The 21,935-nt window shown below is 71.6% G+C and carries 21 protein-coding genes and 1 tRNA gene; 12 read left to right on the top strand and 10 right to left on the bottom strand.

Annotation, left to right across the window (positions count from 1 at the left end; genetic code table 11):
• Positions 1–23 precede the first annotated feature (23 nt).
• The gene (locus ACFO0B_RS07230) at positions 24–419 is read right to left on the bottom strand and encodes a DoxX family protein (RefSeq protein ID WP_378611530.1); all 396 of its coding nucleotides are present in this window, start codon (positions 417–419) and stop codon (positions 24–26) included.
• Positions 420–562: 143 nt separating this feature from the next.
• On the opposite strand from ACFO0B_RS07230, the gene ACFO0B_RS07225 reads away from it, so the two are divergent.
• Both ACFO0B_RS07225 and nudC read left to right on the top strand, forming a co-directional pair.
• Complete coding sequence (locus ACFO0B_RS07225; RefSeq protein ID WP_378611614.1) at positions 563–1,615, top strand: potassium channel family protein; 1,053 nt, start codon at positions 563–565, stop codon at positions 1,613–1,615.
• 20 nt (positions 1,616–1,635) lie between these two features.
• Positions 1,636–2,535, top strand: coding sequence for an NAD(+) diphosphatase (nudC, locus tag ACFO0B_RS07220; protein WP_378611529.1), 900 nt, complete (start codon positions 1,636–1,638; stop codon positions 2,533–2,535).
• On the opposite strand, the gene ACFO0B_RS07215 is transcribed toward nudC, so the two are convergent.
• Positions 2,532–2,771: a mycoredoxin gene (locus tag ACFO0B_RS07215; protein WP_378611613.1), complete on the bottom strand. Its 240-nt coding sequence runs from the start codon at positions 2,769–2,771 to the stop codon at positions 2,532–2,534. The genes nudC and ACFO0B_RS07215 overlap by 4 nt on opposite strands.
• Before the next feature lie 92 nt (positions 2,772–2,863).
• On the opposite strand from ACFO0B_RS07215, the gene ACFO0B_RS07210 reads away from it, so the two are divergent.
• The 3 genes from ACFO0B_RS07210 (at position 2,864) to ACFO0B_RS07200 (ending at position 5,966) form a co-directional block, all read left to right on the top strand.
• Positions 2,864–5,041, top strand: coding sequence for an ATP-dependent DNA helicase UvrD2 (locus tag ACFO0B_RS07210; RefSeq protein WP_378611528.1), 2,178 nt, complete (start codon positions 2,864–2,866; stop codon positions 5,039–5,041).
• Positions 5,042–5,174: 133 nt separating this feature from the next.
• Positions 5,175–5,510: a hypothetical protein gene (locus tag ACFO0B_RS07205; protein ID WP_378611527.1), complete on the top strand. Its 336-nt coding sequence runs from the start codon at positions 5,175–5,177 to the stop codon at positions 5,508–5,510.
• Positions 5,511–5,645: 135 nt separating this feature from the next.
• Positions 5,646–5,966, top strand: a complete 321-nt coding sequence (locus tag ACFO0B_RS07200) for a WhiB family transcriptional regulator (RefSeq protein WP_378611526.1) — start codon at positions 5,646–5,648, stop codon at positions 5,964–5,966.
• 72 nt (positions 5,967–6,038) lie between these two features.
• On the opposite strand, the gene ACFO0B_RS07195 is transcribed toward ACFO0B_RS07200, so the two are convergent.
• From ACFO0B_RS07195 to ACFO0B_RS07185, 3 genes are all read right to left on the bottom strand, one after another.
• Complete coding sequence (locus ACFO0B_RS07195) at positions 6,039–7,391, bottom strand: ABC1 kinase family protein (protein ID WP_449289786.1); 1,353 nt, start codon at positions 7,389–7,391, stop codon at positions 6,039–6,041.
• 74 nt (positions 7,392–7,465) lie between these two features.
• Positions 7,466–8,326 (bottom strand): hypothetical protein, encoded by an 861-nt coding sequence (locus ACFO0B_RS07190; RefSeq protein WP_378611524.1) that lies wholly within the window; start codon positions 8,324–8,326, stop codon positions 7,466–7,468.
• A gap of 89 nt (positions 8,327–8,415) precedes the next feature.
• Positions 8,416–9,915 (bottom strand): zinc-dependent metalloprotease, encoded by a 1,500-nt coding sequence (locus tag ACFO0B_RS07185; protein WP_378611523.1) that lies wholly within the window; start codon positions 9,913–9,915, stop codon positions 8,416–8,418.
• Positions 9,916–10,021: 106 nt separating this feature from the next.
• On the opposite strand from ACFO0B_RS07185, the gene ACFO0B_RS07180 reads away from it, so the two are divergent.
• A complete protein-coding gene (locus tag ACFO0B_RS07180; RefSeq protein ID WP_378611522.1) occupies positions 10,022–11,047 on the top strand; it encodes a YlbL family protein in 1,026 nt (341 codons plus the stop codon).
• Between the two features lie 6 nt (positions 11,048–11,053).
• Here ACFO0B_RS07180 and ACFO0B_RS07175 read toward each other — a convergent pair whose 3' ends face one another.
• Positions 11,054–11,650 (bottom strand): PPA1309 family protein, encoded by a 597-nt coding sequence (locus ACFO0B_RS07175; protein WP_378611520.1) that lies wholly within the window; start codon positions 11,648–11,650, stop codon positions 11,054–11,056.
• A gap of 113 nt (positions 11,651–11,763) precedes the next feature.
• Between ACFO0B_RS07175 and ACFO0B_RS07170 the strand changes: the two genes are divergently transcribed.
• On the top strand, positions 11,764–14,745 hold the full coding sequence (locus ACFO0B_RS07170; RefSeq protein ID WP_378611519.1) for a UPF0182 family protein: 2,982 nt from the start codon (positions 11,764–11,766) through the stop codon (positions 14,743–14,745).
• A 59-nt stretch (positions 14,746–14,804) separates the two neighbouring features.
• Here ACFO0B_RS07170 and ACFO0B_RS07165 read toward each other — a convergent pair whose 3' ends face one another.
• Positions 14,805–15,356 carry a transglycosylase family protein gene (locus ACFO0B_RS07165; protein ID WP_378611518.1) on the bottom strand — a complete coding sequence of 184 codons (552 nt, stop codon included), beginning with the start codon at positions 15,354–15,356 and terminating at the stop codon, positions 14,805–14,807.
• Positions 15,357–15,784: 428 nt separating this feature from the next.
• Here ACFO0B_RS07165 and ACFO0B_RS07160 point away from each other — a divergent pair.
• A tRNA-Met gene (locus ACFO0B_RS07160) sits at positions 15,785–15,858 on the top strand.
• Between the two features lie 52 nt (positions 15,859–15,910).
• Here ACFO0B_RS07160 and ACFO0B_RS07155 read toward each other — a convergent pair.
• On the bottom strand, positions 15,911–16,075 hold the full coding sequence (locus ACFO0B_RS07155) for a hypothetical protein (protein WP_378611517.1): 165 nt from the start codon (positions 16,073–16,075) through the stop codon (positions 15,911–15,913).
• A gap of 119 nt (positions 16,076–16,194) precedes the next feature.
• Here ACFO0B_RS07155 and ACFO0B_RS07150 point away from each other — a divergent pair, with 119 nt between their 5' ends.
• Positions 16,195–16,755, top strand: a complete 561-nt coding sequence (locus tag ACFO0B_RS07150) for a hypothetical protein (RefSeq protein ID WP_378611516.1) — start codon at positions 16,195–16,197, stop codon at positions 16,753–16,755.
• A 62-nt stretch (positions 16,756–16,817) separates the two neighbouring features.
• Complete coding sequence (locus ACFO0B_RS07145; protein WP_378611515.1) at positions 16,818–17,894, top strand: alkene reductase; 1,077 nt, start codon at positions 16,818–16,820, stop codon at positions 17,892–17,894.
• A gap of 136 nt (positions 17,895–18,030) precedes the next feature.
• Here the strand turns inward: ACFO0B_RS07145 and ACFO0B_RS07140 are convergent, their stop codons facing one another.
• Positions 18,031–18,429: a hypothetical protein gene (locus ACFO0B_RS07140; protein WP_378611514.1), complete on the bottom strand. Its 399-nt coding sequence runs from the start codon at positions 18,427–18,429 to the stop codon at positions 18,031–18,033.
• 121 nt (positions 18,430–18,550) lie between these two features.
• Here ACFO0B_RS07140 and ACFO0B_RS07135 point away from each other — a divergent pair, with 121 nt between their 5' ends.
• Positions 18,551–19,537: an AurF N-oxygenase family protein gene (locus ACFO0B_RS07135; protein WP_378611513.1), complete on the top strand. Its 987-nt coding sequence runs from the start codon at positions 18,551–18,553 to the stop codon at positions 19,535–19,537.
• Between the two features lie 5 nt (positions 19,538–19,542).
• On the opposite strand, the gene ACFO0B_RS07130 is transcribed toward ACFO0B_RS07135, so the two are convergent.
• Positions 19,543–20,325, bottom strand: a complete 783-nt coding sequence (locus tag ACFO0B_RS07130; protein WP_378611512.1) for a nuclear transport factor 2 family protein — start codon at positions 20,323–20,325, stop codon at positions 19,543–19,545.
• Between the two features lie 83 nt (positions 20,326–20,408).
• Here ACFO0B_RS07130 and ACFO0B_RS07125 point away from each other — a divergent pair, with 83 nt between their 5' ends.
• Entirely contained in the window at positions 20,409–21,764 is a 1,356-nt protein-coding gene (locus ACFO0B_RS07125; protein ID WP_378611511.1) for a TIGR01777 family oxidoreductase, read from the top strand.
• Positions 21,765–21,935: the final 171 nt, after the last annotated feature.

Here is a 21,935-nt window from a genome sequence, read left to right as displayed (position 1 = left end):
GCTCACGCCCCCGGGGGCGGGACTCAGCCCTTCGCCTTGCGGCTCACCGAGAGCGCGGTCGTGATCATCGGGATCTGCAGCGGCAGCCGCAGGATCGACCCCACCTTGAACAGCGGCGAGGCCTTGGGATTCGTCGCCACGTCCACCGCCATCTGCACATTGGCCGGGAACACCGCGAGGAAGAGCAGCGCGGCCAGCTTGCCGCCGAGCCCCCTGGTCCGCGGCACCAGCAGGGTGCCCGCGACGGCGAGCTCGGCGACCCCGGAGGCGTAGGTGTAGGTGCGTGCCTGCCCCGGCAGCGCGGGCGGCACGATCGAGTCGAAGAACTTGGGGGTGACGAAGTGCATCACGCCCGCACCGGCCAGCCCACCTGCGAGCAGCAGCGCGGGACGACGGGCGGGGTCGGTGGTTGTTGCCATGATTCACCCTGACATTCGCCCCCCGTTCGCGTCGAGCCCGCCGCCGTCTCCGGCATCGGTTAGGCTGCCGTCCTGTGCCGGAGGAAGATGCTGGGCTCCGGGAGGATCGGCCCGGCGAACGAAGCGGGCGGGTCTTCGCCGATCTGCGATTGCGGCCGCGTGCCGTCGGGCTGACCGGGCGCCCGGATTTCGCGCTCGTCGGCGTGCTGCGCATCCCGGAGATCCAGAGCAGCCCGTGGATCTCGCTCACCCGCCGGGTGCTTTTCGCGATCTTCCTGCTCTTCTTCGCCGCCTTCGTGGTCTGGCTCGGCCGGGACGGCTACCGCGACAACTCCGGCGACGAGCTCTCCTTCCTCGACGCGTTCTACTACGCCACCGTCTCGCTCTCGACCACCGGCTACGGCGATATCGCCCCGATCTCGGCGGACGCCAGGCTGGTCAACATCATCGTCATCACCCCGCTGCGGGTCCTCTTCCTCATCGTGCTCGTCGGCACCACCCTCGGCGTGCTGACCGAGCGGTCCCGGCAGGCGTTCAAGATCCAGCGTTGGAGGCACCGCGTGCGCAATCACACCGTCGTCGTCGGCTACGGCACCAAGGGCCGTACGGCGATCGACGCCATGCTGGGCGACAACGTCCAGCCGGGCGACATCGTCGTGGTCGACACCGATCTCGCCGCGCTGGAGACCGCCGCCAACGCCGGGCTGGTCACCGTGCACGGCTCGGCCACCCAGTCCGACGTGCTGCGCCTGGCCGGGCTGCAGAACGCCAGCTCGGTGGTGGTCGCCGCCAATCGCGACGACACCGCGGTGCTGGTCACGCTCACCGCCCGCGAGCTGAACAAGAAGGCCAAGATCGTGGTCGCCATCCGCGAGGCGGAGAACATCCACCTGCTGCGCCAGTCCGGCGCCGACTCGGTGGTCGTCTCCTCGGAGACCGCGGGCCGGCTGCTCGGCATCGCGACCACCACCCCCTCGGTGGTGGAGATGATGGAGGATCTGCTCACCCCGGAGCACGGCTTCGCGGTGGCCGAGCGCGAGGTGGAGCTCTCCGAGGTGGGCGGCTCGCCGCGGCACCTCAGCGACATCGTGCTCGGCGTCGTGCGCGGCGGCGACCTGATCCGGGTCGGCGAGCCCGAGGTGGACGCGATCGAGGCCGGCGACAAGCTGCTCTACATCAAACGCGTCGCGAAATAGCCGCGCGCTAGGCTCGATGCGTGTCTTTCACGCTCAAGGATGTTCCGCTGCTGTCGCGTTCCACGATCGATCGGGCCGAGCACATCAGGGCCGACGAACAGGCGCTGAAGGAGGGCTGGGCCCAGGCGCTGCTGCTGCACGTCGATCGGCGCGGCCGGTTCCGCCGCACCGGGGGCGCGCTGGCGCTCGAGCCCGCCGTCGACTACTCGGCCGAGCCGAGCTCGAACGCGGTCTTCCTCGGCACCGACCCCGATGGCAGACATCTGTGGGCGATCCGAGAGCCCGAGCTCACCGGCGACCTCACCGACCTGCGCGCCCTCGCCGGCGACCTGGACGACTACACCGCCGGCATTCTCACCGCGGCCATGGCCCTGCTGAACTGGCACGACAAGGCCGGGTTCAGCGGCGCCGACGGTGCGACGACGGCGACGAGCAGGGGCGGCTGGTCCCGGACCACCGAGGCCGGGCACGAGGAGTTCCCGCGCATCGACCCCGCGGTGATCTGCCTGATCCACGACGGCGGCGACCGGGTACTGCTCGCCCGTCAGCACAGCTGGCCGCCCACCCTGTTCTCGCTGCTCGCCGGCTTCGTCGAGGCCGGCGAGTCGCTGGAGCGCTGCGTCGAGCGGGAGGTGCTGGAGGAGGTCGGCGTGCACGTGCGCGACATCACCTACCTCGGCAGCCAGCCGTGGCCGTTCCCGCGCTCGCTCATGCTCGGCTTCGCCGCCGTCGGCGACCCCGAGGAGGAGCTGGTCTTCTCCGACGGCGAGATCGCCGAGGCGCACTGGTTCACCCGCGCGGAGGTCAGGGAAGCCCTGGAGCAGGGCGACTGGTCCGCGCGGGAGAGCGGCTCCCGGCTGCTGCTGCCGAGCAGCATCTCGATCGCCCGCACCATCGTGGAGTCGTGGGCGGGCGTCTAGTTCCCCGCGGAGATGCCGGCCAGGATGCGCTTGACGTCGACGAGCGTCGGGTTGGTCGCGGTGGAGCCGTCGGCGAACTTCACCGTCGGCACCACGTGGTTGCCGTTGTTGACGGAGCCGACGAACTCGGCGGAGGCGGGATCCTGCTCGATGTCGACCTCGGCGTAGGTGATGCCGTTCTCGTCCAGCTGCTTCTTCAGCCTGCGGCAGTAGCCGCACCAGGTGGTCGAGTACATGGTCAGCTGCGGGGTTGCGTCACTCACGACCGGAACAACGCCGCCGCGGCCGAACCTGTTCCCGCCCGGACCTGTCGGCGCGCACTGCCATGATGGGAGCCGTGCCCCCCTTCGACCTCGCCGCGCTCGACCCCGAGCAGGCCGCCGCCGTGCGCGCCCCGCGCGGGCCGCTGTGCGTGCTCGCCGGCGCGGGCACCGGCAAGACCCGCACCATCACGTACCGGATCGCGCACCTGGTCTCGGCCGGGCACGTCAAGGCCGACCAGGTGCTCGCGGTCACCTTCACCGCGCGGGCGGCTGGGGAGCTGCGCGGGCGGCTGCGCGGCCTCGGGCTCGGCGGCGACGCGGGCCGGGTGCAGGCCCGCACCTTCCACGCCGCCGCGCTGCGGCAGCTGCGCTACTTCTGGCCGCAGATCGTCGGCGACGTGCCGTGGCGGCTCATCGACAACAAGTTCCCGCTGGTCGCGAAGGCCGCGCACGCCGAGGGGCTGCCCTCGGACGTGGAGAGCGTGCGTGACCTGCTGAGCGAGATCGAGTGGGCGAAGGCCTCGCTGATCGCGCCGGAGGACTACCCGGCCGCGGTCGCCGAGCGGCACCGCGACACCCCGCGCGAGGCGCTGCGGGTGGCCAGGGTCTACGACGCCTACGAGACCGCCAAGTCCTCCGCCGACGGCATGCTGCTCGACTTCGACGACCTGCTGCTGCACACCGCGGCCGCGCTGGAGGACTACCCGTCGGTGGCCCACGAGTTCCGCGAGCGCTACCGCAGCTTCGTGGTGGACGAGTACCAGGACGTCACCCCGCTGCAGCAGCGGGTGCTCGACGCCTGGCTCGGCGAGCGCGACGACCTCACCGTCGTCGGCGACGCCAACCAGACCATCTACTCCTTCACCGGCGCCAGCCCGCGCTACCTGCTCGACTTCTCCCGGCGCTTCCCCGAGGCCACCGTGGTCCGGCTGGAGCGCGACTACCGCTCGACCCCGCAGGTGGTCTCGCTGGCCAATCGGGTGATCGGCGCCGCCCGCGGCCGGATCGCGGGGACCAGGCTGCAGCTCATCGGCCAGCGCCAGGACGGCCCCGAACCGGTCTTCGCCGAGTACGACGACGCCCCCGCCGAGGCCGCCGCGGTGGCCGGGGAGATCGCACGGCTGCTCGCGGCAGGCACCCCGGCCGCCGAGATCGCGGTGCTCTTCCGGATCAACGCCCAGTCCGCGGCGTACGAGGAGGCGCTCGGCGCGCTCGGCATCCCCTACCAGGTGCGCGGCGGCGAGGCCTTCTTCGCCAGGGCCGAGATCAAGCAGGGGGTCTCGGCGCTGCGCCGCGCCTTCGGGCGCGACGACCTGCCCGCGGAATCCAGGAGCGGAGCCGGACTGGCCACCCTGACCAGGGCCGAGCTGGCCGGTCTCGGGCTCACCGCCGAGGAGCCGGCGGGGGCGACCAAGCGGGAGCGCTGGTCCGGGCTCTCCGGGCTGGCCGGGCTGGTCGACGAGCTGGTCACGCACGATCCCGAGCTGGACGCGGCCGGGCTGCTCCGCGAGCTCGCCGCCCGCTCCGAGGCCAGGCACCCGCCCACCGTGCAGGGCGTCACGCTGGCCTCGCTGCACGCGGCCAAGGGGCTGGAGTGGGATGCCGTCTACCTGGTCGGGCTGACCGACGGCACGCTGCCGATCGGGCACGTGCTCGGCGACGACGGGGCGGTGGCCGACCAGCACCAGCTGGAGGAGGAGCGCAGGCTGCTCTACGTCGGCGTCACCCGGGCCCGCGAGCACCTGCAGCTCTCCTGGGCGCTGGCCCGCAACACCGGCGGCAGGCGTAATCGCCGCCGCTCCCGCTTCCTCAACGGCCTGGTCCCGGAGGACTCACCCGCCTCGCGGATCGCCGCGGCGGCCGCGCCGGCGCGCTCCACCGAGCGCCCGCTCTGCCGGGTCTGCGCCAAGCCGCTGATCGGCACCTACGCCACCATGCTCGGGCGCTGCCGGCGCTGTCCCGCCGAGCTCGACCAGGAGCTGCTCACCGCGCTGCGGGACTGGCGCGGGGAGAAGGCCGAGGTCATGCGGGTGCGCGAGTTCACCGTCTTCACCGATCTCACGCTCACCGCCATCGCCGAGCAGCTGCCCGCCGACGACGCCGCGCTGGCGAGCATCGCGGGCGTCGGCGCGGGCAAGCTCGAGCAGTACGGCGCCGACGTGCTCGCTATCGTGCGCTCGCGGCGCCGCCATACCACTCGCGCCGAGCCGGCGAATGCCCCTGAAACTGCAGGTAGAAAATAGGTTGTGGCGTTGTGGGGCGCACCTTTAAGGTGAGAAGCGCGCAACGGGAGGTCTCTCCCGCGCGCACCCACCGGGCTCGTACCCGGTGAACACGGAACACGACAACCGACGAGTACAGGAGGGAGGCAGACCAGTGGACAACATCACGATCTTCGGCAGCACCGGCACCGGCACCGCACCACGCGGTGGCGAAACCGTGCGCGTCGTCGGCGCGATGGGCAAAGCCACGTCGGCCTCCCGGGGGATCCTCGCCGTGCAGGGGATCGGTCTGTCCGGTGTCGGCGGTGGCAATGCGCAGGTCTGCGATACGCGCGGCATGCGACTGCCCGTTTACGCCATTTCGCAGGACAAGCCCAGTGCAGGCTGGCAGCCCGCGTTCGCCGAGGAGCTCGGCAATGCGGCAGCACGCCTCCGCAATGCACACCCAGCGTCCGTGATCAGGATTCGACAGAGATGTCGACCTAGGTAGGGAATTCTCCCCGACCTCCTGGCCACGGATCGCACAGCGCGAAATCGTGGCCAGTATTCTCCGGCTCTTTCAGCCGCAGTGGCACCGGTTTCGCACGAACATCCGAACCGCTGCAACGAGCTGAAGGAGAACGACGTGTTCACCGCCCAGGAATGGCCGCAGGCCGCTACTGACGTGACATGCCTGACCGTGGCCCAGTCCCCGCGCGCCTGCGCGGCGGCCGCCCTGCCCTGCCGGGCCGGCGACCCCGATCTGTGGTTCGCCGAGAGCCCGGTCCAGCTGGAGGAGGCCAAGGCGCTGTGCGCCAGCTGCCCGATCCGGAAGCGCTGCCTGAGCGCGGCCATCGACCGGCGCGAGCCGTGGGGGGTCTGGGGTGGCGAGATCTTCGATCAGGGGGTCGTGATCGCGCGCAAGCGGCCGCGTGGCCGGCCGCGTAAGGTCGCGATCCCGGCATGAGACCCGGCTTTCCGACTGTCCGCCGACGAACCGCTCACCGTTTTCCGGTGGGCGGTTCGTTGGTTTCCGGGGTCAGCGCAGCGACGATTCCTCGGTGAAGCCGGGCATCCACTCCCGGGCCAGCTGCATGAAGGGCAGCTCGGCGTCGAGCTGGGCCAGGATGCCGATCGAGCCGCCGAGTACCCGGAAGATCATCACGTACTCCGCCGGAAGTTGCAGCGCCCGTGCGGTTTTCATCTCCGCGCTGGAGATGTTCGACGCCTTGCCTGCCACCCGCTGCATCCACCGCCGGGTGAAGTGGAACGAGTCGGTCTTGATCGGGTCGGTGAACGGGCGCAGGTAGTCGGCGATCTCCTGGTGGGTCACCGTGCGGCCGGGGATCACCCAGCCGTTGTCGTACATGAGCGCGGTCAGCTCCTCGTACCGCTCCGACACCGAGAGCGCCAGCATGCGGCCGAGCTCCGGCGGGAAGCCCGTCGGCAGCGGGGCGCAGGCGCCGAAATCGATCACCGCGAGCCTGCCGTCCGGCAGCATCATGAAGTTGCCCGGGTGCGGATCGGCGTGCAGCAGCCCGGCCCGCGCAGGCGAGGAGAAGTGGAAGGCGCCGAGCAGCGCCGCCACCCGGTTGCGGAGCTCCACCGTGCCGTCCGGATCCTCGGCGCCCGCGCGGATGATGCCGGAGAGCGGGGTACCGGTGACCCACTCGGTCACGATCACCTTGGGCGAACCCGCGACAACTCTGGGGATCACGTAGTCGGGGTGGTCCGCGAACGCCTTGGCGAAGGCGCGCTGGTGCCCGGCCTCGTTCCGGTAGTCCAGTTCCTCCTCGGTGCGCTCGGTGATCTCGGCGAGCACGGGCTTGACGTCCGCACCCGGGATGACCGAAGCGAAAAGCCCCGACATCCGGGAGAGCGTCTTGAGGTCGGCGCGCAGCGCCTCGTCGGCGCCGGGGTACTGCACCTTCACCGCGACCTGGCGGCCGTCCGACCAGACCGCGCGGTGCACCTGCCCGATGCTCGCCGACGCCGTCGGCTCGTCGTCGAACTCGCTGAACCGCTCCCGCCAGCGGGTGCCGAGCTGCTGGTCGAGCACCCGGTGCACGGTGGCGGTGGGCATCGGCGGGGCCGCGGCCTGCAGCTTGGTCAGCGCCTCGCGGTAGTGCTCGCCGAACTCCTCGGGGACCGCCGCCTCCATGACGCTCAGCGCCTGGCCGAACTTCATGGCGCCGCCCTTGAGCTCGCCGAGGACCGAGAACAGCTGCTCGGCGGCCTTCTGGTTCAGGTCGGCGCTGATCTCGGTGCGATCCCCGCCCGCCAGCCGCCTGCCGAACCCCATGGCGGCGCGGCCAGCGATCCCGAGTGGAATCTTGGCTAACTTCGCGTTGCGGGAAGAGCTGCGGCGCGCAATGTCGGACACAGTTCCCATCATGGCCGAAACCTCCCCGGGAGTGCCATGAAAATCGGTGGTCTGTACGCCACACCCGCGATCCGGTTTCGAGCTCATGCGGCCGGACCTGCCGCGACGAGCCGGCAACCGCAGTCCGGATGCGCGCGCCACCGCCTGCTGTGTACCGCGTGCGAATCGGGATCCGGCTCCAGCGTCGCGTCCAGCGTCTCCGGCTCGCGGCGCGCGGAACATGCGAAGATCGCCTCCAGCTCGGTGAGCGCGAGCGCGCTGGTCCGCGCGACCATGGCCGGCGATGCCGCGCCGACCCGGTCCAGCAGCTGCGCGGCCAGGTGCGGCCACTCGGCGTCGCCGCCGCTACGGGTCAGGTCGGCGCAGCGCAGGCAGCTGGTGGCGCCGGGCAGCACCAGCGGCCCGACCACCCCGCGGCCGTCCCGGATCCGGACCGGCAGGTGCGCGATCCTGGCCAACACCAGCTCGGCGCCGAGCCGCGGGTCGATCACCAGGGTGTCGGTGAGGATCACCAGGTCCTCGCGCCAGCTCCGCACCTCGTCGCGGCGGTAGCCGCCGGGTGAACGGGCCGGCTCGACGCCCTCGGCGCGCAGCCAGTCGAGCACCCGGTCGGTGAGCGGGCCGCGGCCGTGCACCCGCACGCCGCGGACCAGGGCGGGGCCGGCGGTGGGGAGAATCAGCAGCCCGGCGTCGTGCACCGCGTCGAGCAGGGCATTCGCCTGTTCCGGGCGGAGTCCGAGCTCGCCTGCCCGCCACAGCAACTGCGGCCGGGTCTGCAGTCCGTCCACCCCTCGCAGGAAGCGCTCGACGACCGCGGGGGCGAGGCCGGGTGGGCGCAGTACGACGGCGCGTTCGGGGTCCCAGCCGAGCTGGATCGCCCCGGAGGGGCGTACCAGGATGGCGACCCCCGGCTGCAGCAGGGGCCCTCGCGGTCGTGGTGTCATGCCTCGCAGTATTGCCACCCCGGGGCGGCGGCGACGCCCCGCGAACGCGAGTTATCCACAGGAATGCCCCTGTTCACAGGGGCATTCGCTCAGGACTTGCCGGAGTCGTCGTCCCGGTCCGGCTCGCCCTGGGATTCCGCCTGCTCCCTGCGCTCGCGCTCCTCGGTAGCGGCGAGCTGCGCCAGCGGGTCGTCGAAGCTGGAGGCGGCGCCGCCGAGCACGCCGTCGATGAAGCCGGCCGGATTGTCCAGATCGTCCGAGCCGGGCAGCAGATCCGGGTGCGCCCAGACGCCGTCGCGGGCGTCGACCCCGGCGTCGTCGGTGAGCCGCTGCCAGAGCACCGCGGCCTCGCGCAGCTTGCGCGGCCGCAACTCCAGCCCGACCAGGGTGGCGAAGGTCTGCTCGGCGGGGCCGCCGGTGGCGCGCCTGCGCCGCAGCGTCTCGGCCAGCGCGCCCGCGCCGGGCAGCCGATCGCCGAGCGCCTCGGCCACCACCACCTGCACCCAGCCCTCGATCAGGGCGAGCAGCGTCTCCAGCCGCTCCAGCGCCTGCTTCTGCTCCGGCGTCGTCTGCGGCTCGAAGGCGCCTGCGGCGAGGATCTCCTCCAGCTTGGACGGGTCGGCCAGCGCCATCGGGTCCAGATTCTGCGCGGCCTGCTCCAGCGCGGAGAAATCCATCCTGATGCCGCGTGCGTAGCTCTCCACCGCGCCGAGCACCTGCTGGCGCAGCCACGGGACGTGCGCGAAGAGCCGCTGGTGCGCGGCCTCGCGGGCGGCGAGGAAGACCAGGATCTCGCTCTCCGGCTGCTCCAGCCCGGCACTGAACTCGGCGACGGCGGCGGGCAGCAGCGCCGCGGTACCGCTCGGGCCGAGCGGCAGCCCGATGTCGGTGGAGGTCAGCACCTCCTTGGCCAGCTGGCCGAGCGCCTGCCCGAGCTGCGAGCCGAAGGCCATGCCGCCCATCTGCGTCATCATGCCGAGCAGCGGCCCGGCGAACTGCTTGGCCTCCTCCGGCAGCTGGCTGCTCCACATGCCGCCGAGCTGCTCGGCGACCGGATCGCAGAGCCGCTGCCAGGTCGGAAGGGTCTGCTCGATCCACTCGGTCGCGGTCCAGGCCACGGTGCGGGTCGCGCCCGCGGGCAGCGTCGTCGCACCGTCCAGCCACAGCTCGGCCAGGTGCGCGGCGTCCGCGACGGCCTTCTTCTGCTGCTCGGAGACCGGGTTGCCCGCGGTGCCGAGCTGCTGGCGGGCCAGCCGCTTGGCGACGTCGTAGTTGACCGGGCCGGAGCCGCCGCCCGCCTGCGTGCCCGCGCCGCTGAACATCTGGCCCAGCTGGGTGAACATCTGCCCGAGCTGCGACGGATCGAAGCCGGGAACCGCGCCGGGCGCACCAGCCCCGGCCGGGCCCGCACCGCCGAAGAGGAAGCCGAACGGATTGCCCGCGCCGCCGCCGAAGGGGTTGCCCGCGCCGCCGAACGGGGCGCCGCTGGACGGATCGCCCCCGGGATTGCCGCCGCCCGCACCGGGCTCGTCGCCACGCCGTTCCTTGTCGTCGTCGCGGTTCGAGAAGCCGAACGGGGTGTCACTCATGCCCCCAACGGTACGCGGAACCTCGCCCACCTCTGTGTTCGCGCAGCGCGAAATCGCGGCGGGCCGGTGCCGAGCGGCGTGCCCGCCGCTCATTACTGTGGGCCGGGTGAATCGCCGCATCCTCACTCTGCTGGCCGCGCTCGTCCCGGTCCTCGTGCTCGGGCTCGCGGGCAGCGTCTTCACTGTGCCGTTCGTCGCGCTCGGCCCCGGCCCCACCTTCAACACCCTCGGTGAGGTGGACGGCAAGCAGGTGGTCGATGTGCAGGGCGCCGAGGTGGATCCGACAACGGGCAACCTGAACATGACCACGGTGTCGGTGCGCGACCGGCTCAACATCTTCGAGGCGTTCGGCTTCTGGGTCAGCGGCGAGCACGGCCTGGTCCCGCGCGCCGAGGTCTACCCGCCCGGCGTGCCGCGCGAGGAGATCGACCGCTCCAACCAGCAGGAGTTCGAGAACTCCGAGGCCTCGGCCGAGGTGGCGGCGCTGCACTTCCTGAATCTGCCGACCGTGGTGCTGATCGGCGAGGTCGGCGAGGATGGCCCGGCCAACGGCGTGCTGCGGCCGGGCGACGAGATCATCAGCATCGACGGCACCCCGATCAGCGCGCCCAAGGACGTGGTGGACGCGGTCTCCGCACGCAAGCCGGGCGATGTGCTGAGCCTGGTGGTGCGCCGGGAGGCCGCCGAGCAGACGCTTTCGGTCACGCTCGGCGCGCGCCCGGACGACGCCGCCAAGGGGTACCTCGGCATCACCCCGACCGAGGGCGCGCGCCCGCCGCTGCGGGTGACCTTCAACCTCGCCGATATCGGCGGCCCGTCCGCCGGGTTGATGTTCAGCCTCGCGCTGATCGACAAGCTCTCGCCCGGCGAGCTGGACAACGGCCGCTTCGTCGCAGGCACCGGCACCATCGACCAGGCAGGCGCGGTCGGCCCGATCGGCGGCATCCAGTACAAGATGATGGCCGCGAAGGACGAGGGGGCCGAGACCTTCCTGGTCCCGGCCGCCAACTGCGCCGAGGCCAGGCAGCGCACCCCCGAGGGGCTGCGGCTGGTCAAGGTGGAGACGCTGACCGGCGCCGTCCAGTCGCTCGCCGATATCGGCGCCGGGCGCGAGACGCCGAGCTGCGGCTGACGGGCGTCAGTCGAGCGTGTGCCTGAGTGCCTCGACCACGTTCGGGGCGAGGCCGGGGTAGGTGCGCAGGTCGAGGTCGCCGAAGTCGTCGCTCTCCGCGTCCTCGTCCGGGCGCACCTGGAGCAGGCAGAGCGACGTCCCGCCGCGCAGCACCGCGGCGAACAGCCTGGCCTCCCGCCGCCCCGGGTGCTCGGCGGCGGCGGTGCGCGCCGCCTCGTCCGCGGCATCGGGGTCGGCGAGCAGCGGCGCCAGCGCCTCGTCCAGTGCGGTCTCGGCATCGGGCGGGAGGATCACGATCTCCTGCACCAGGAGGCAGCCGCTCACGCTCGGCGGCCAGGTGGTGGTCGCCAGGAACTCGTCGAGCGCCCACGACCCGCCGGTGATGTCCTCCGGGAAGGGCTCCTGCGCGACCGGGGTGTACTCGGCGCCCTGGTCCAGCTGATCGACGAGGCCGGGCTCGGCGGCGACGAGGTCACCGGTCGGTACCAGCGCGAAGATCTGCGGCGGTCGGTCCCAGCCCTCGGCGTCGACGAATTCGGCGACCTCCCGGACGGAGCGGGCGAGGGCGAGTTCGGCGTGCAGGTCAGCGGTCACGTCGCACATCCTGTCAAATTCGCCCCTGGCACCGGCACGGTGTCCGATTTCCGTAGAGTGGGCTCGGGCGGTCCGGCAACGGCCCGCGCACAACATCCACCCGGACCCTGGAGCGTGGCATCGTGGGCATGCGGCCCCCCACCGGCTTACCATCACTGTCCCGACGCAGCCGCGTGCTGCTGGTGGCGGCCGTCGTGCTCGCGGCTCTGCTGCTGCTCGGCCCCCGGCTGGTCGACACCTATACCAACTGGCTGTGGTTCGGGGAGGTGGGGTACCGGGGGGTCTTCCTGACCGTGCTGCGCAGCCGGCTGCTGCTGTTCGCCGCGGTGGCGATCTTCGTCGGGCTCGTGGTCTGGCTGGCGCTGCTGCTCGCCTACCGCTCGCGGCCGGTCTTCGTCCCGGTCGCCGGGCCGAACGACCCGATAGCGCGCTACCGCACCACGGTGATGAGCAGGCTGCGGCTCTTCGGCATCGGCATCCCGGTGCTGCTCGGGCTGCTCTCCGGGCTGGTGGCGCAGTCGAACTGGGTGACGCTGCAGCTCTTCCTGAACGGCGGCGCGTTCGGCACCGAGGACCCGCAGTTCCACATCGACGTCGGCTTCTACGTCTTCGACCTGCCGTTCTACCGGATGGTGCTGAACTGGCTCTTCGTCGCCGTCGTGATCGCGTTCTTCGCGAACCTGGTGACCCACTACATCTTCGGCGGGCTGCGGCTGAGCGGCCGCGAGGGCACGCTCACCACCGCCGCCAGGGTGCAGCTCGCGCTGCTCGCCGGGATCTTCGTGCTGCTCAAGGCGGTGGCGTACTGGTTCGACCGGTACGAGCTGCTCTCCAGCGCCAGGAAGGAGCCCACCTTCTTCGGCGGCTCGTTCACCGACATCAACGCGGTGCTCCCGGCCAAGCTCATCCTGCTCGCCATCGCGGTGATCTGCGCGATCGCCTTCTTCGCCGGGATCGTGCTTCGTGATCTACGGGTGCCCGCCATGGCGGCGGCGCTGCTCGTGCTCTCCTCGATCCTGGTCGGTTCGGTGTACCCGCTGCTGGTCGAGCAGTTCTCGGTGCGCCCGAACGCGGCGGACAAGGAGAGCGAGTACATCGAGCGGAACATCGCCGCCACCCGCATGGCGTACGGCATCACCGACGACAAGATCGACTACCAGGACTACAAGGGCGACGGCACCAAGAACCCGGTCGACGTGCCCGCCGATGTCGAGACCATCCAGAAGATCCGGCTGCTCGACCCGAACATCCTCTCCCGCACCTTCACCCAGCAGAAGCAGCTGAAGAACTTCTACGGCTTCCGCGACCCGCTGGACATCGACCGCTACACCATCGACGGCGAGGTGCAGGACTACATCGTCGGCGCGCGCGAGCTCACCCCGAGCAGCCTGACCGGCAACCAGACGGACTGGATCAACCGGCACACCGTCTACACACACGGCGACGGCTTCGTCGCGGCCCCGGCGAACCGGGTGAACCGCCCGCCCGTCCAGGACGCGGCCGCCGCGGGCAGCACCGACACCGGCTACCCCGAATACACCGTGACCAGCGACCTGGCCACGCCGAAGGACAACCAGCTGATCGAGGTCGACCAGCCGCGCATCTACTTCGGCGAGCTCATCTCGCAGACCGACGCCGACTACGCCATCGTCGGCCAGGTCGACGGGCAGGGCCCGCGCGAGTACGACAGCGACATCGCCCAGTTCACCTACGACGGCGCGGGCGGCGTCCCGATCGGGAACTGGTTCAACCGGCTGGCCTTCGCCACCAAGTACGCCGAGCGCAACATCCTGCTCTCCGGCGCGATCGGCCCGGACTCCAAGATCATCTTCAACCGCAATCCGCGCGAGCGGGTCGAGAAGGTGGCGCCCTGGCTGACCGCCGACGGCGACGTCTACCCGACCGTGGTCGACGGCCGGATCAAGTGGATCGTCGACGCCTACACCACGCTGGACGCCTACCCCTACTCGCAGCGCACCTCGCTGGAGGGCGCGGTCGAGGACAGCATCGACCAGAAGACCGGCCGGATGCTGCCGCGGGAGGAGGTCAGCTACATCCGCAACTCGGTGAAGGCGACCGTCGACGCCTACGACGGCACCGTCACGCTCTACGAGGTGGATGCGAACGACCCAGTGCTGCAGGCGTGGCGCGGAGTCTTCCCCGGCGTGGTCAAACCGGAGAGCGAGATCAGCCCGGAGCTGCGCGCGCACTTCCGCTACCCGGCCGACCTGTTCAAGGTGCAGCGCGAGATGCTCGCCAAGTACCACGTGAACGATCCGCGCGAGTTCTTCACCAACAACGCCTTCTGGTCGGTGCCCGCCGACCCGACGGTGGAGGGAAGCACCGGCGCGCTCCCGCCGTACTACATGCTGATGGGCGACCCGGCGACCGGGAAGCCGGTGTTCAACCTGACCAGCGCGATGGTCGGCTACAACCGGCAGTTCCTCTCGGCCTACATCTCGGTGCGCTCGGACCCGCAGGACTACGGCAAGTTCACCATCCTGCGGCTGCCGACCGACTCGCAGACCCAGGGCCCGCAGCAGACGCAGAACTCGATGACGACCTTCCCGCCGGTGTCGAGCGACCGCACGCTGCTTGCGTCGAACAACATCAAGTACGGCAATCTGCTCACCCTGCCGATCGCCCAGGGCGGCATCCTCTACGTCGAGCCGCTCTACACCGAGCCGCGCAACGCGCCGCCGTCGGCGACCTTCCCGCAGCTGGCCAAGGTGCTGGTCAGCTACAAGGAGCCGGGGTCGAACAGCCCGAAGGTCGGTTACGCCCCCACGCTCGGCGAGGCGCTGAACCAGATCCTGCCCGGCGCGGGCGACCTGGCGATCAAGCCGGGCACCGCCGCTCCCAGCGCCGGCACCGGCACCGGCAGCGGTGCGACGCCGCCGGAGCAGGGCAGCACGCCGCCGCCGAACAACGGCACCGCACCGCCGCCCGCCTCCACGGCGGCACGCGATGCCGCCGCCGCGGATCTGAACCGCAAGATCGAAGCGGCGCGCACGGCCATGCGCACCGGCAACTTCGAGCAGTTCGGCCAGGCGCTGGACGACCTGGAGGCCGCGGTCCGGGCTTACCAGGAGGCCAACCGGTAGCGCGAGCAAGACAGAGGGGCCCCGTCACCAGGTGACGGGGCCCCTCTCGTAGGCAGAACTTACCGCCCGATGGAGTCGATCAGGCCGGCGTTCTGCTCGAGCAGGGCCTGGAACGGGCCCTCCAGGCCGTACTGCGCGGCCAGGTCGCGGCCGGCGGCCGTGGCCTGATCGACCAGCGCCGCAGGGCTGCCGGGGGCGGGCGCGGGGGCAGCGGGCTCGGGGGCAGGGGCCGGCTCCGGCTCGGCGGCGGGCTCGACATCGTTCGAGCTGCCCTGGGTCAGGTACCTGCCGCAGCTCGGCCAGGCGCCGACGCCCTGGTTGGCGAGCACGTTCTCGGCGACCCGGATCTGCTCGGCCTTGCTCGCGGTGTGCGCGGAGCCCGCGCCACCGTGCGCGTTCCAGGTGCTCTGCGAGAACTGCAGACCACCGTAGTAGCCGTTACCGGTGTTGATGCTCCAGTTGCCACCGCTCTCGCACTGCGCGACGCCGTCCCAGTTGTGGGTGGCGGCCGAGGCGGTTCCGGTGGAGAGACCGAACGGGACGGCAACGAGGGCGCCGGTGACGGCGGCGAAGCCGAGGGCGCGGGTGCTGAACTTCCGGTTTCGAGACATGTGGGATTCCCTCCCCGCGCCCACCGCCGCGCCCATCGCACGTATCCCTGCCCCCAGGTAGTCGGGGTGACACGGCCGCGGGGCAGGGTTGCCGGCGTTCGACGATCCGTGTTCTGGCCCGGCGCATATGCCCCGAGCCGGTTCCGACGGTAACGGCAAATCTCGGGAAGATCACGCATCGGTAACGATGAATGCGGAGAGGTTTCATCCGCAATCATTCGGCGAACGCGCAGATGAATTCGGCGATTCCCGCATCGAAATGCGGGCCGTGATTGCGTTGTTATGTGCCGGAGATCACTGCGAAATGGTGACGTGGCTCACGTTTCCGGGCGGCTGTGGCTGGCCGACTCGCGTCGAGGCCGCATCTGTGCAGGTAGCGAGGCGATTTGCATTGGCGGCGCACCCGTGTGTAATGTTGTATTCACCGACGCGGGGTGGAGCAGCTCGGTAGCTCGCTGGGCTCATAACCCAGAGGTCGCAGGTTCAAATCCTGTCCCCGCTACTAGTGGGATCGGCTCCCGGAGAATTTCTCCGGGGGCCGTTTTCGTCTCTGGCTACTGCTCGGGATCGCCGTCCGTGTCACGCCGCGGCGCCGTCAGCCGCACGACGCCGGAATCCAGGTCCAGCTCGACGGCGGGCCGATGGGACTGGCCGTCACCGGACTGCCCGGACTCGTCCTGCAGCTTGCCGCCGGGGAACATCTCGCCTATGACACCCATCCATCGACCATAACCGCGTCCGCCGAACGGCTGTCGCCCGAACAGTAGATATCGGACACCCGGCCGCGGTGGAAGTCTGATCCGGGAGAGGACAGACCGGAAACGCGGAGGGAAGAGTGTTGGGTAGCAACGGGATTCGACGGGTCGCCGCGGTCGGCGCGCTGGCGGCGCTGGTCACGGCGGGCGGTGCCGCCGGGGTGTCGGCGCAGCCGTCGGGGAGCGCGGGGATCGACACCGGAAGCGCGGGCGGGGTGATCGACACCGGGAGCGGGATCCTGAACAGCGGGAGCGGCGTTCTGGACAGTGGCAGCGCGGTGCTGGACGGGCTCGGGCTCGGGCTGCCGGACACCGGGTCGGGGGGCGGCGGTGTGCAGACGCAGCGGTGCAACCAGTCCACGCAGGCCGGCGAGGACGGCGTCACCACGACGAGGCACGATCTGGGACGCAGCGGTCCCACCTCGTTCGTGCTGGCCTACGAGACGGAGAACGTGCCGGATCTGATCGACGTCTTCTACGAGGGCACGCCGGTGTACAGCACCGGCTGGGTAGGCGACGACCTGAACCAGGGCACCGGTTCGGCGGTGGTCACGCTGCCCGCCGGAGCGGCGACGTCGGTGACGGTGCGGGTGACCGGTGGGGTCGGGACGGTCTGGGAGTACGTGGTCAACTGCCCGCGGTGACACATCTCGCAAACCGCCCGGCCCCCGGAATCTCTCCGGCGGCCGGGCGGTTGCGTCCGAGCATGGACTTGTTCACCCCCGTCACCCTCGGTGACCTGCAACTCGCCAATCGCCTGGTGATGGCGCCGCTCACCCGCGGCCGCTCCGGGCCGGACGGCATCCCCGGCGAGCTGGTCGCCGAGTACTACGTCCAGCGGGCGGGGACCGGGCTGATCATCACCGAGGGCACCTACAGCTCGCACGACGCGCAGGCCTTCGTCGGGCAGCCGGGCATCGTCACCGACGCCCAGGTGGCCGGGTGGCGCGGGGTCGCGGAGGGGGTGCACGCGCGCGGCGGGCGGATCGTGCTGCAGGTCATGCACGCGGGCCGGGTGTCACACCCGGAGATCAACGGCGGCGGTCCGATCACCGCGCCGAGCGCGATCGCCATCGACGGCCTCGCCCGCACGCCGTCCGGCAAGCACCCCTACCCGGTGCCCGCCGAACTGACCGTCGCGCAGGCGCATGCCGTCCGGGACGACTTCGTCGCAGCCGCCCGCCGCGCCGTCGAGGCCGGGCTGGACGGCATCGAGGTGCACGGCGCCAACGGCTACCTGCTGCACGAATTCCTCAGCCCGGCCGCGAACCGGCGCACCGACGGGTACGGCGGCGCGCCGGAGAACCGGGCGCGCTTCGTCGCGGAAGTGGTCGAGGCGGTGGCCGCGGAGATCGGCGCGGGGCGGGTCGGGCTGCGCATCTCGCCGGAGCACAATATCCAGGACGCCTTCGAGGCCGATCGCGCCGACGTCCGCGCCACCTACGGCGCGCTGCTGGACCGGGTGCGCCCGCTCGGCCTCGCCTACCTCTCGGTACTGCACGCCGAGCCCGCGGGCGAGCTGGTGCGTGAGCTGCGCGAGCGGTTCGCCGGGCCGATCATCGGCAACAGCGGCTTCTCCGCTCCGACCAGCCGCGAGGAGGCGCTCGCCCTGATCGAGGACTCGCACGCCGACGCCGTCGCGGTCGGCCGCGCGCTCATCGCCAACCCGGACCTCGCCGCGCGCTGGCGCGACGCGCACCCGGAGAACCCGCTGCGCCCCGCGTTCTTCTACACCGACGGCGCCGAAGGATACACCGACTACCCGTTCCTCGCCGGAGTCTGACACCCGCCCTCGCTATGCTCCCGCGCCGGAGCCGGAGACCGTTGGCGGCGAGCGAGGAGTGCTGGGGCGGTGAGGGGGAGTACGGCATCGCCGTGCCGCGCTTCGTCGACCCCGCGGTGCTCGCGGGAAGCTGCGCTCAGCCGATGTCGCGCGGGCGCAGCGCGTAGGCGGGGACCAGTTGGTCGCGGACGTGCAGCGGGGGGCGGCCGTCGGCGTAGCGGACGGTGTAGGAGACCCGGCCGAGCCAGAAGCCGTCCACCGTCGGCACCCAGTGCGTGAGGGTGCCCGCGCACTCGCCGTTCATCTCCACTCCGGCGCCGTTCACGTGTTTCGGGGTGCCGGGGTCGCGGATCAGGATGGCGTCCAGCCGCACCCAGACCGGGCGCGGCGGATAGGTCGCGGTGCGGTAGTAATGCCCGGTCGCGCTGGGGAAACGCAGCTCGGGGACGGTGCCCTCGGTGCGCGGTATCGACCGCGCGCGCGGGGTGGTTCGGTCGGGTCCGGCCGCTGGCAGCTCGTCGTCCGTCGAACTCATGTTCGAATCGTAGCCCATTTAGCAAACCGATCGGTATCTCCATCGAGCTGTTTACTGATACCGTGAGTTTCGCTAAATTGGATGGTGCGGCGGATCACACCGCAGACGTGAGGAGACACCGATGACGCTGTCCACTTCAGGCTCGACCGAGGCCTACCGCGACCTGGTGCGCACCCTCTCCGAGGGCTCCGTGCACCGGAGGTTCGACCCCTACCTGGACATCGACTGGGACTCCCCGGAGTTCGCCATCGACCCGGACGATCCGCGCTGGATCCTCATCCCGGAGCTGGACCCGCTCGGCGCCACCGCCTGGTACCGGAGCCTGCCGCGGGAGCGGCAGATCGAGATCGGCAAGTGGCGGATGGTGAACGCCGTCAAGGTCGGTGCCGCCTTCGAGAGCGTCCTGATCCGCGGCATGATGCAGTACGCGATGAAGCTGCCGAACGGCGCTCCGGAATTCCGCTACTGCATGCACGAGATGACCGAGGAGTGCAACCACATCCAGATGTTCCAGGAGCTGGTGAACCGGGTCGGGGTGGATGTGCCCGGCATGCGGCCGCTCTTCCGGCGGCTGTCGCCGCTGATCGGTGTCGCCGGCGGGTACGCGCACGTGGTGCTCTTCATCGGCATCCTCGGTGGCGAGGAGCCGATCGACCACTACCAGAAAGCGCTGATCCGGCGCGGGGCCGAGCTGCCGCCCGCCGTACTGCGCACCATGGAGATCCACATCGCCGAGGAGGCGCGGCACATCTCCTTCGCGAACGAGTTCCTGAAGGCGAAGGTGCCGAAGCTGGGGCCGGTCACGACCGCCGTCTGCGGGCTCGCCTTCCCGCTCGCCATGCGCTGGCTGGCCGGGGAGATCATGGTGCCGCCGCGCTCCTTCGCCCGCGAGTTCGACATCCCGGACGAGGTCTTCCGCGCGGCGTTCTGGCGGTCGCCGGAGGCCAAGGAGATCCTGGCCGGGTACTTCACCGACGTCCGCGCGCTCGCCGACGACCTCGGGCTGATGACCCCGGTGACCAGGCGGCTCTGGCGCGCGCTCGGTATCGACGGGCCGCGCGCCCGGTACCGCTCGGAGCCGATGCGGTCCAGGCACGCCGTCGCCTGAACCCGCTACTCGGCGATGAGCCGGAGCGTCGAGACCCGGCGCCCGGCGAACTCGACGACCGCGACGGCCGGGCGGTCGCCGAGCCGGACCGAGGCGGTGACGGTCCGGCCGGCGGCGATGACCTTCGACACGGTCGCCCCGCGCAGGTACGCCGCGAATTCGGCGGGCCGCGCGCGCCCGGTGGGCAGCTCGGTCGCCACGCCTGCCAGCTCCGCGACCTCCCCGTCGGCGGCGTCGCGCAGCACCTGCTCCGCGCTGCGCCGCCCGCGCGCCCCGACCCCGCGCACCGCGCCGAGCATGCCGAGCGCGCCGCCCGGGCCGAGGTTGGCGAGCAGCTGCCCGCCGAGCAGTGTTCCCGCGCCGAGCCCGCGCAGTCCGGTGCCGAGCAGCTGCAGCACCATCGGTGCGAACTCCCAGTGCGCGGCGAGATGCGCGATGCGCCAGGAATCCTCGTGCCACACCAGGTCGTAGCGCAGGTGCATGGGCACCCGGACGGTGGCGCCGGTGGACATCCGGATGGTGATGGCGAGATCGCGCAGCACGGTCCGGCCGGTGACGATGTCGGCGTCCGGCTGGAAGGTGATGGTGTTCGGCGCGATGAAGGTGTCGTGGAAGCGGCCGATCGCGTCGAGCCCGACGTGCGGGCGCGAGCCGACCGGGTCCTCCACCACCGCCTCCGGGGTGAACAGCGCGAGCCACCCGGCCCGGTCCTTCGCCGCCACCGCGGCGGGTGAGGCCAGCACGGCGGTGAGCAGGTCGTCGCGGGCGGGGGCGGGATCCGGAGCCATCCGACGATTCTAGAACGTGTTGCAATTATTGCGGAACGATGCGCGAACGTTTCGCCGGGCTCTCCGGCGGTTACTGTCGGAACATGGGAATCGAGTCGAGCGCCGTCGTCGCGGCGCCGCGTTCCGAGGTCTTCGCCTGGTACGGACGGCCGGGCGCGTTCGCCCGGCTCACCCCGCCCTGGCAGCCGGTCACGCTGGCCGCCGAGGCGGATTCGCTGCGCGACGGCACGGCGGTGCTCCGGCTGCCAGGCGGGCTGCGCTGGGTCGCGCGGCACCGGGCCGCGGAGTACGACCCCCCGCATCGTTTCGTGGACGAGATCGCGGTCGACGGCATCGCCTCGGCACCGGCCGGGACGGTGCTGCGCTGGCGGCACGTGCACGACTTCGAGGAGGTCGACGCCGAGCACACCCGGGTGCTCGACCGGGTCGAGAGCACCGTGCCCGAGTTCGCGCTGCGCGCCATGTTCGACTACCGGTACCGCCAGCTCGCCGGCGATCTCGCCGCGCACGCCGCGGCGGCCGAGCACGGGTACCGGCCGGGCACCGTCGCGGTGACCGGCGCCTCCGGGCTGGTCGGCTCGGCGGTCGCGGCCTTCCTGAGCACCGGAGGGCACCGGGTGCTTCGCCTGGTCAGGCAGGCGCCGCGGTCGGCCGACGAGCGGCGGTGGCAGCCCGACGATCCCGCGCCCGACCTGCTGGACGGCGTCGACGCGGTGGTGCACCTGGCCGGCGCCTCGATCGCGGGTCGCTTCACCGAGGCACACCGCAGGGCGGTGGCGAGCAGCCGGATCGGGCCGACGCGGAAGCTGGCCGAGATCGCCGCGCGGGCGGGGGTGCGCAGCTTCGTGAGCGCGTCGGCCATCGGCTTCTACGGCTACGACCGCGGCGACGAGACGCTCACCGAGGACTCCGGCCGCGGCGACGGCTTCCTCGCCGACGTGGTGGCGGACTGGGAGGCCGAGCTGCGCCCGGCGACCGAGGCGGGGGTGCGCACGGTCGCGGTGCGCACCGGGATCGTGCAGTCGCCCGCGGGCGGGACGCTGAAGTTGCTGCGGCCGCTCTTCAGCGCCGGGCTCGGCGGCCGGATCGGCGACGGCGAGCAGTGGTTCTCCTGGATCGGCATCGACGACCTGGTGGACGTGTACCACCGCGCGCTCTGGGACGAGAGCCTGAGCGGTCCGGTCAACGCGGTCGCGCCGGAGCCGGTGCGCAATGCCGAGTACACGAAGGTGCTGGCGAAGGTGCTGCGCCGCCCGGCGCTGCTCCCGGTGCCGAAGTTCGGGCCCGCGCTGCTGCTCGGCGAGCAGGGCGCGCGCGAGGTCGCGGCGGCGAGTCAGCGGGTCGAGCCCGCGCGGCTGCGCGCCGCCGGGCACCACTTCCGCGACCCGGATCTCGAGTCCGCGCTGCGGCACGTTCTCGGCCGGGCGAAGCGCCCCTGAGCCGCACGGCGGGTAGTGAACGGTTCGGTGCGCCGGCAACCGCGATGTCGCGCCCTCCGCGAGTCGGCGCGCCGCTCGGCGCGGCCGACCGCTGCATGCGCCGGTCCGCGCAGCCGGGCGCCGAACCAGCCGCTCAGCTCAGCCGGGAGCGGAACTGACCGCTCAGCTCAG

Origin of the sequence: Nocardia jiangsuensis (assembly GCF_042650385.1) — a bacterium.
GTDB classification, from domain to species: Bacteria; Actinomycetota; Actinomycetes; order Mycobacteriales; family Mycobacteriaceae; genus Nocardia; species Nocardia jiangsuensis.
Note: the sequence above shows the minus strand (reverse complement) of the source record. Positions and strands in the feature narration are given on the sequence as shown.

What these genes read in the sequence shown, in the direction of transcription:
- ACFO0B_RS07230 (WP_378611530.1), bottom strand. Translation starts at nt 419, where the DNA reads ATGGCAACAACCACCGACCCCGCCCGTCGTCCCGCGCTGCTGCTCGCA.
- ACFO0B_RS07215 (WP_378611613.1), bottom strand. Translation starts at nt 2,771, where the DNA reads ATGTACTCGACCACCTGGTGCGGCTACTGCCGCAGGCTGAAGAAGCAG.
- ACFO0B_RS07210 (WP_378611528.1), top strand. Translation starts at nt 2,864, where the DNA reads ATGGGAGCCGTGCCCCCCTTCGACCTCGCCGCGCTCGACCCCGAGCAG.
- ACFO0B_RS07195 (WP_449289786.1), bottom strand. Translation starts at nt 7,391, where the DNA reads ATGGGAACTGTGTCCGACATTGCGCGCCGCAGCTCTTCCCGCAACGCG.
- ACFO0B_RS07190 (WP_378611524.1), bottom strand. Translation starts at nt 8,326, where the DNA reads ATGACACCACGACCGCGAGGGCCCCTGCTGCAGCCGGGGGTCGCCATC.
- ACFO0B_RS07185 (WP_378611523.1), bottom strand. Translation starts at nt 9,915, where the DNA reads ATGAGTGACACCCCGTTCGGCTTCTCGAACCGCGACGACGACAAGGAA.
- ACFO0B_RS07175 (WP_378611520.1), bottom strand. Translation starts at nt 11,650, where the DNA reads ATGTGCGACGTGACCGCTGACCTGCACGCCGAACTCGCCCTCGCCCGC.
- ACFO0B_RS07165 (WP_378611518.1), bottom strand. Translation starts at nt 15,356, where the DNA reads ATGTCTCGAAACCGGAAGTTCAGCACCCGCGCCCTCGGCTTCGCCGCC.
- ACFO0B_RS07155 (WP_378611517.1), bottom strand. Translation starts at nt 16,075, where the DNA reads ATGGGTGTCATAGGCGAGATGTTCCCCGGCGGCAAGCTGCAGGACGAG.
- ACFO0B_RS07145 (WP_378611515.1), top strand. Translation starts at nt 16,818, where the DNA reads ATGGACTTGTTCACCCCCGTCACCCTCGGTGACCTGCAACTCGCCAAT.
- ACFO0B_RS07140 (WP_378611514.1), bottom strand. Translation starts at nt 18,429, where the DNA reads ATGAGTTCGACGGACGACGAGCTGCCAGCGGCCGGACCCGACCGAACC.
- ACFO0B_RS07135 (WP_378611513.1), top strand. Translation starts at nt 18,551, where the DNA reads ATGACGCTGTCCACTTCAGGCTCGACCGAGGCCTACCGCGACCTGGTG.
- ACFO0B_RS07130 (WP_378611512.1), bottom strand. Translation starts at nt 20,325, where the DNA reads ATGGCTCCGGATCCCGCCCCCGCCCGCGACGACCTGCTCACCGCCGTG.
- ACFO0B_RS07125 (WP_378611511.1), top strand. Translation starts at nt 20,409, where the DNA reads ATGGGAATCGAGTCGAGCGCCGTCGTCGCGGCGCCGCGTTCCGAGGTC.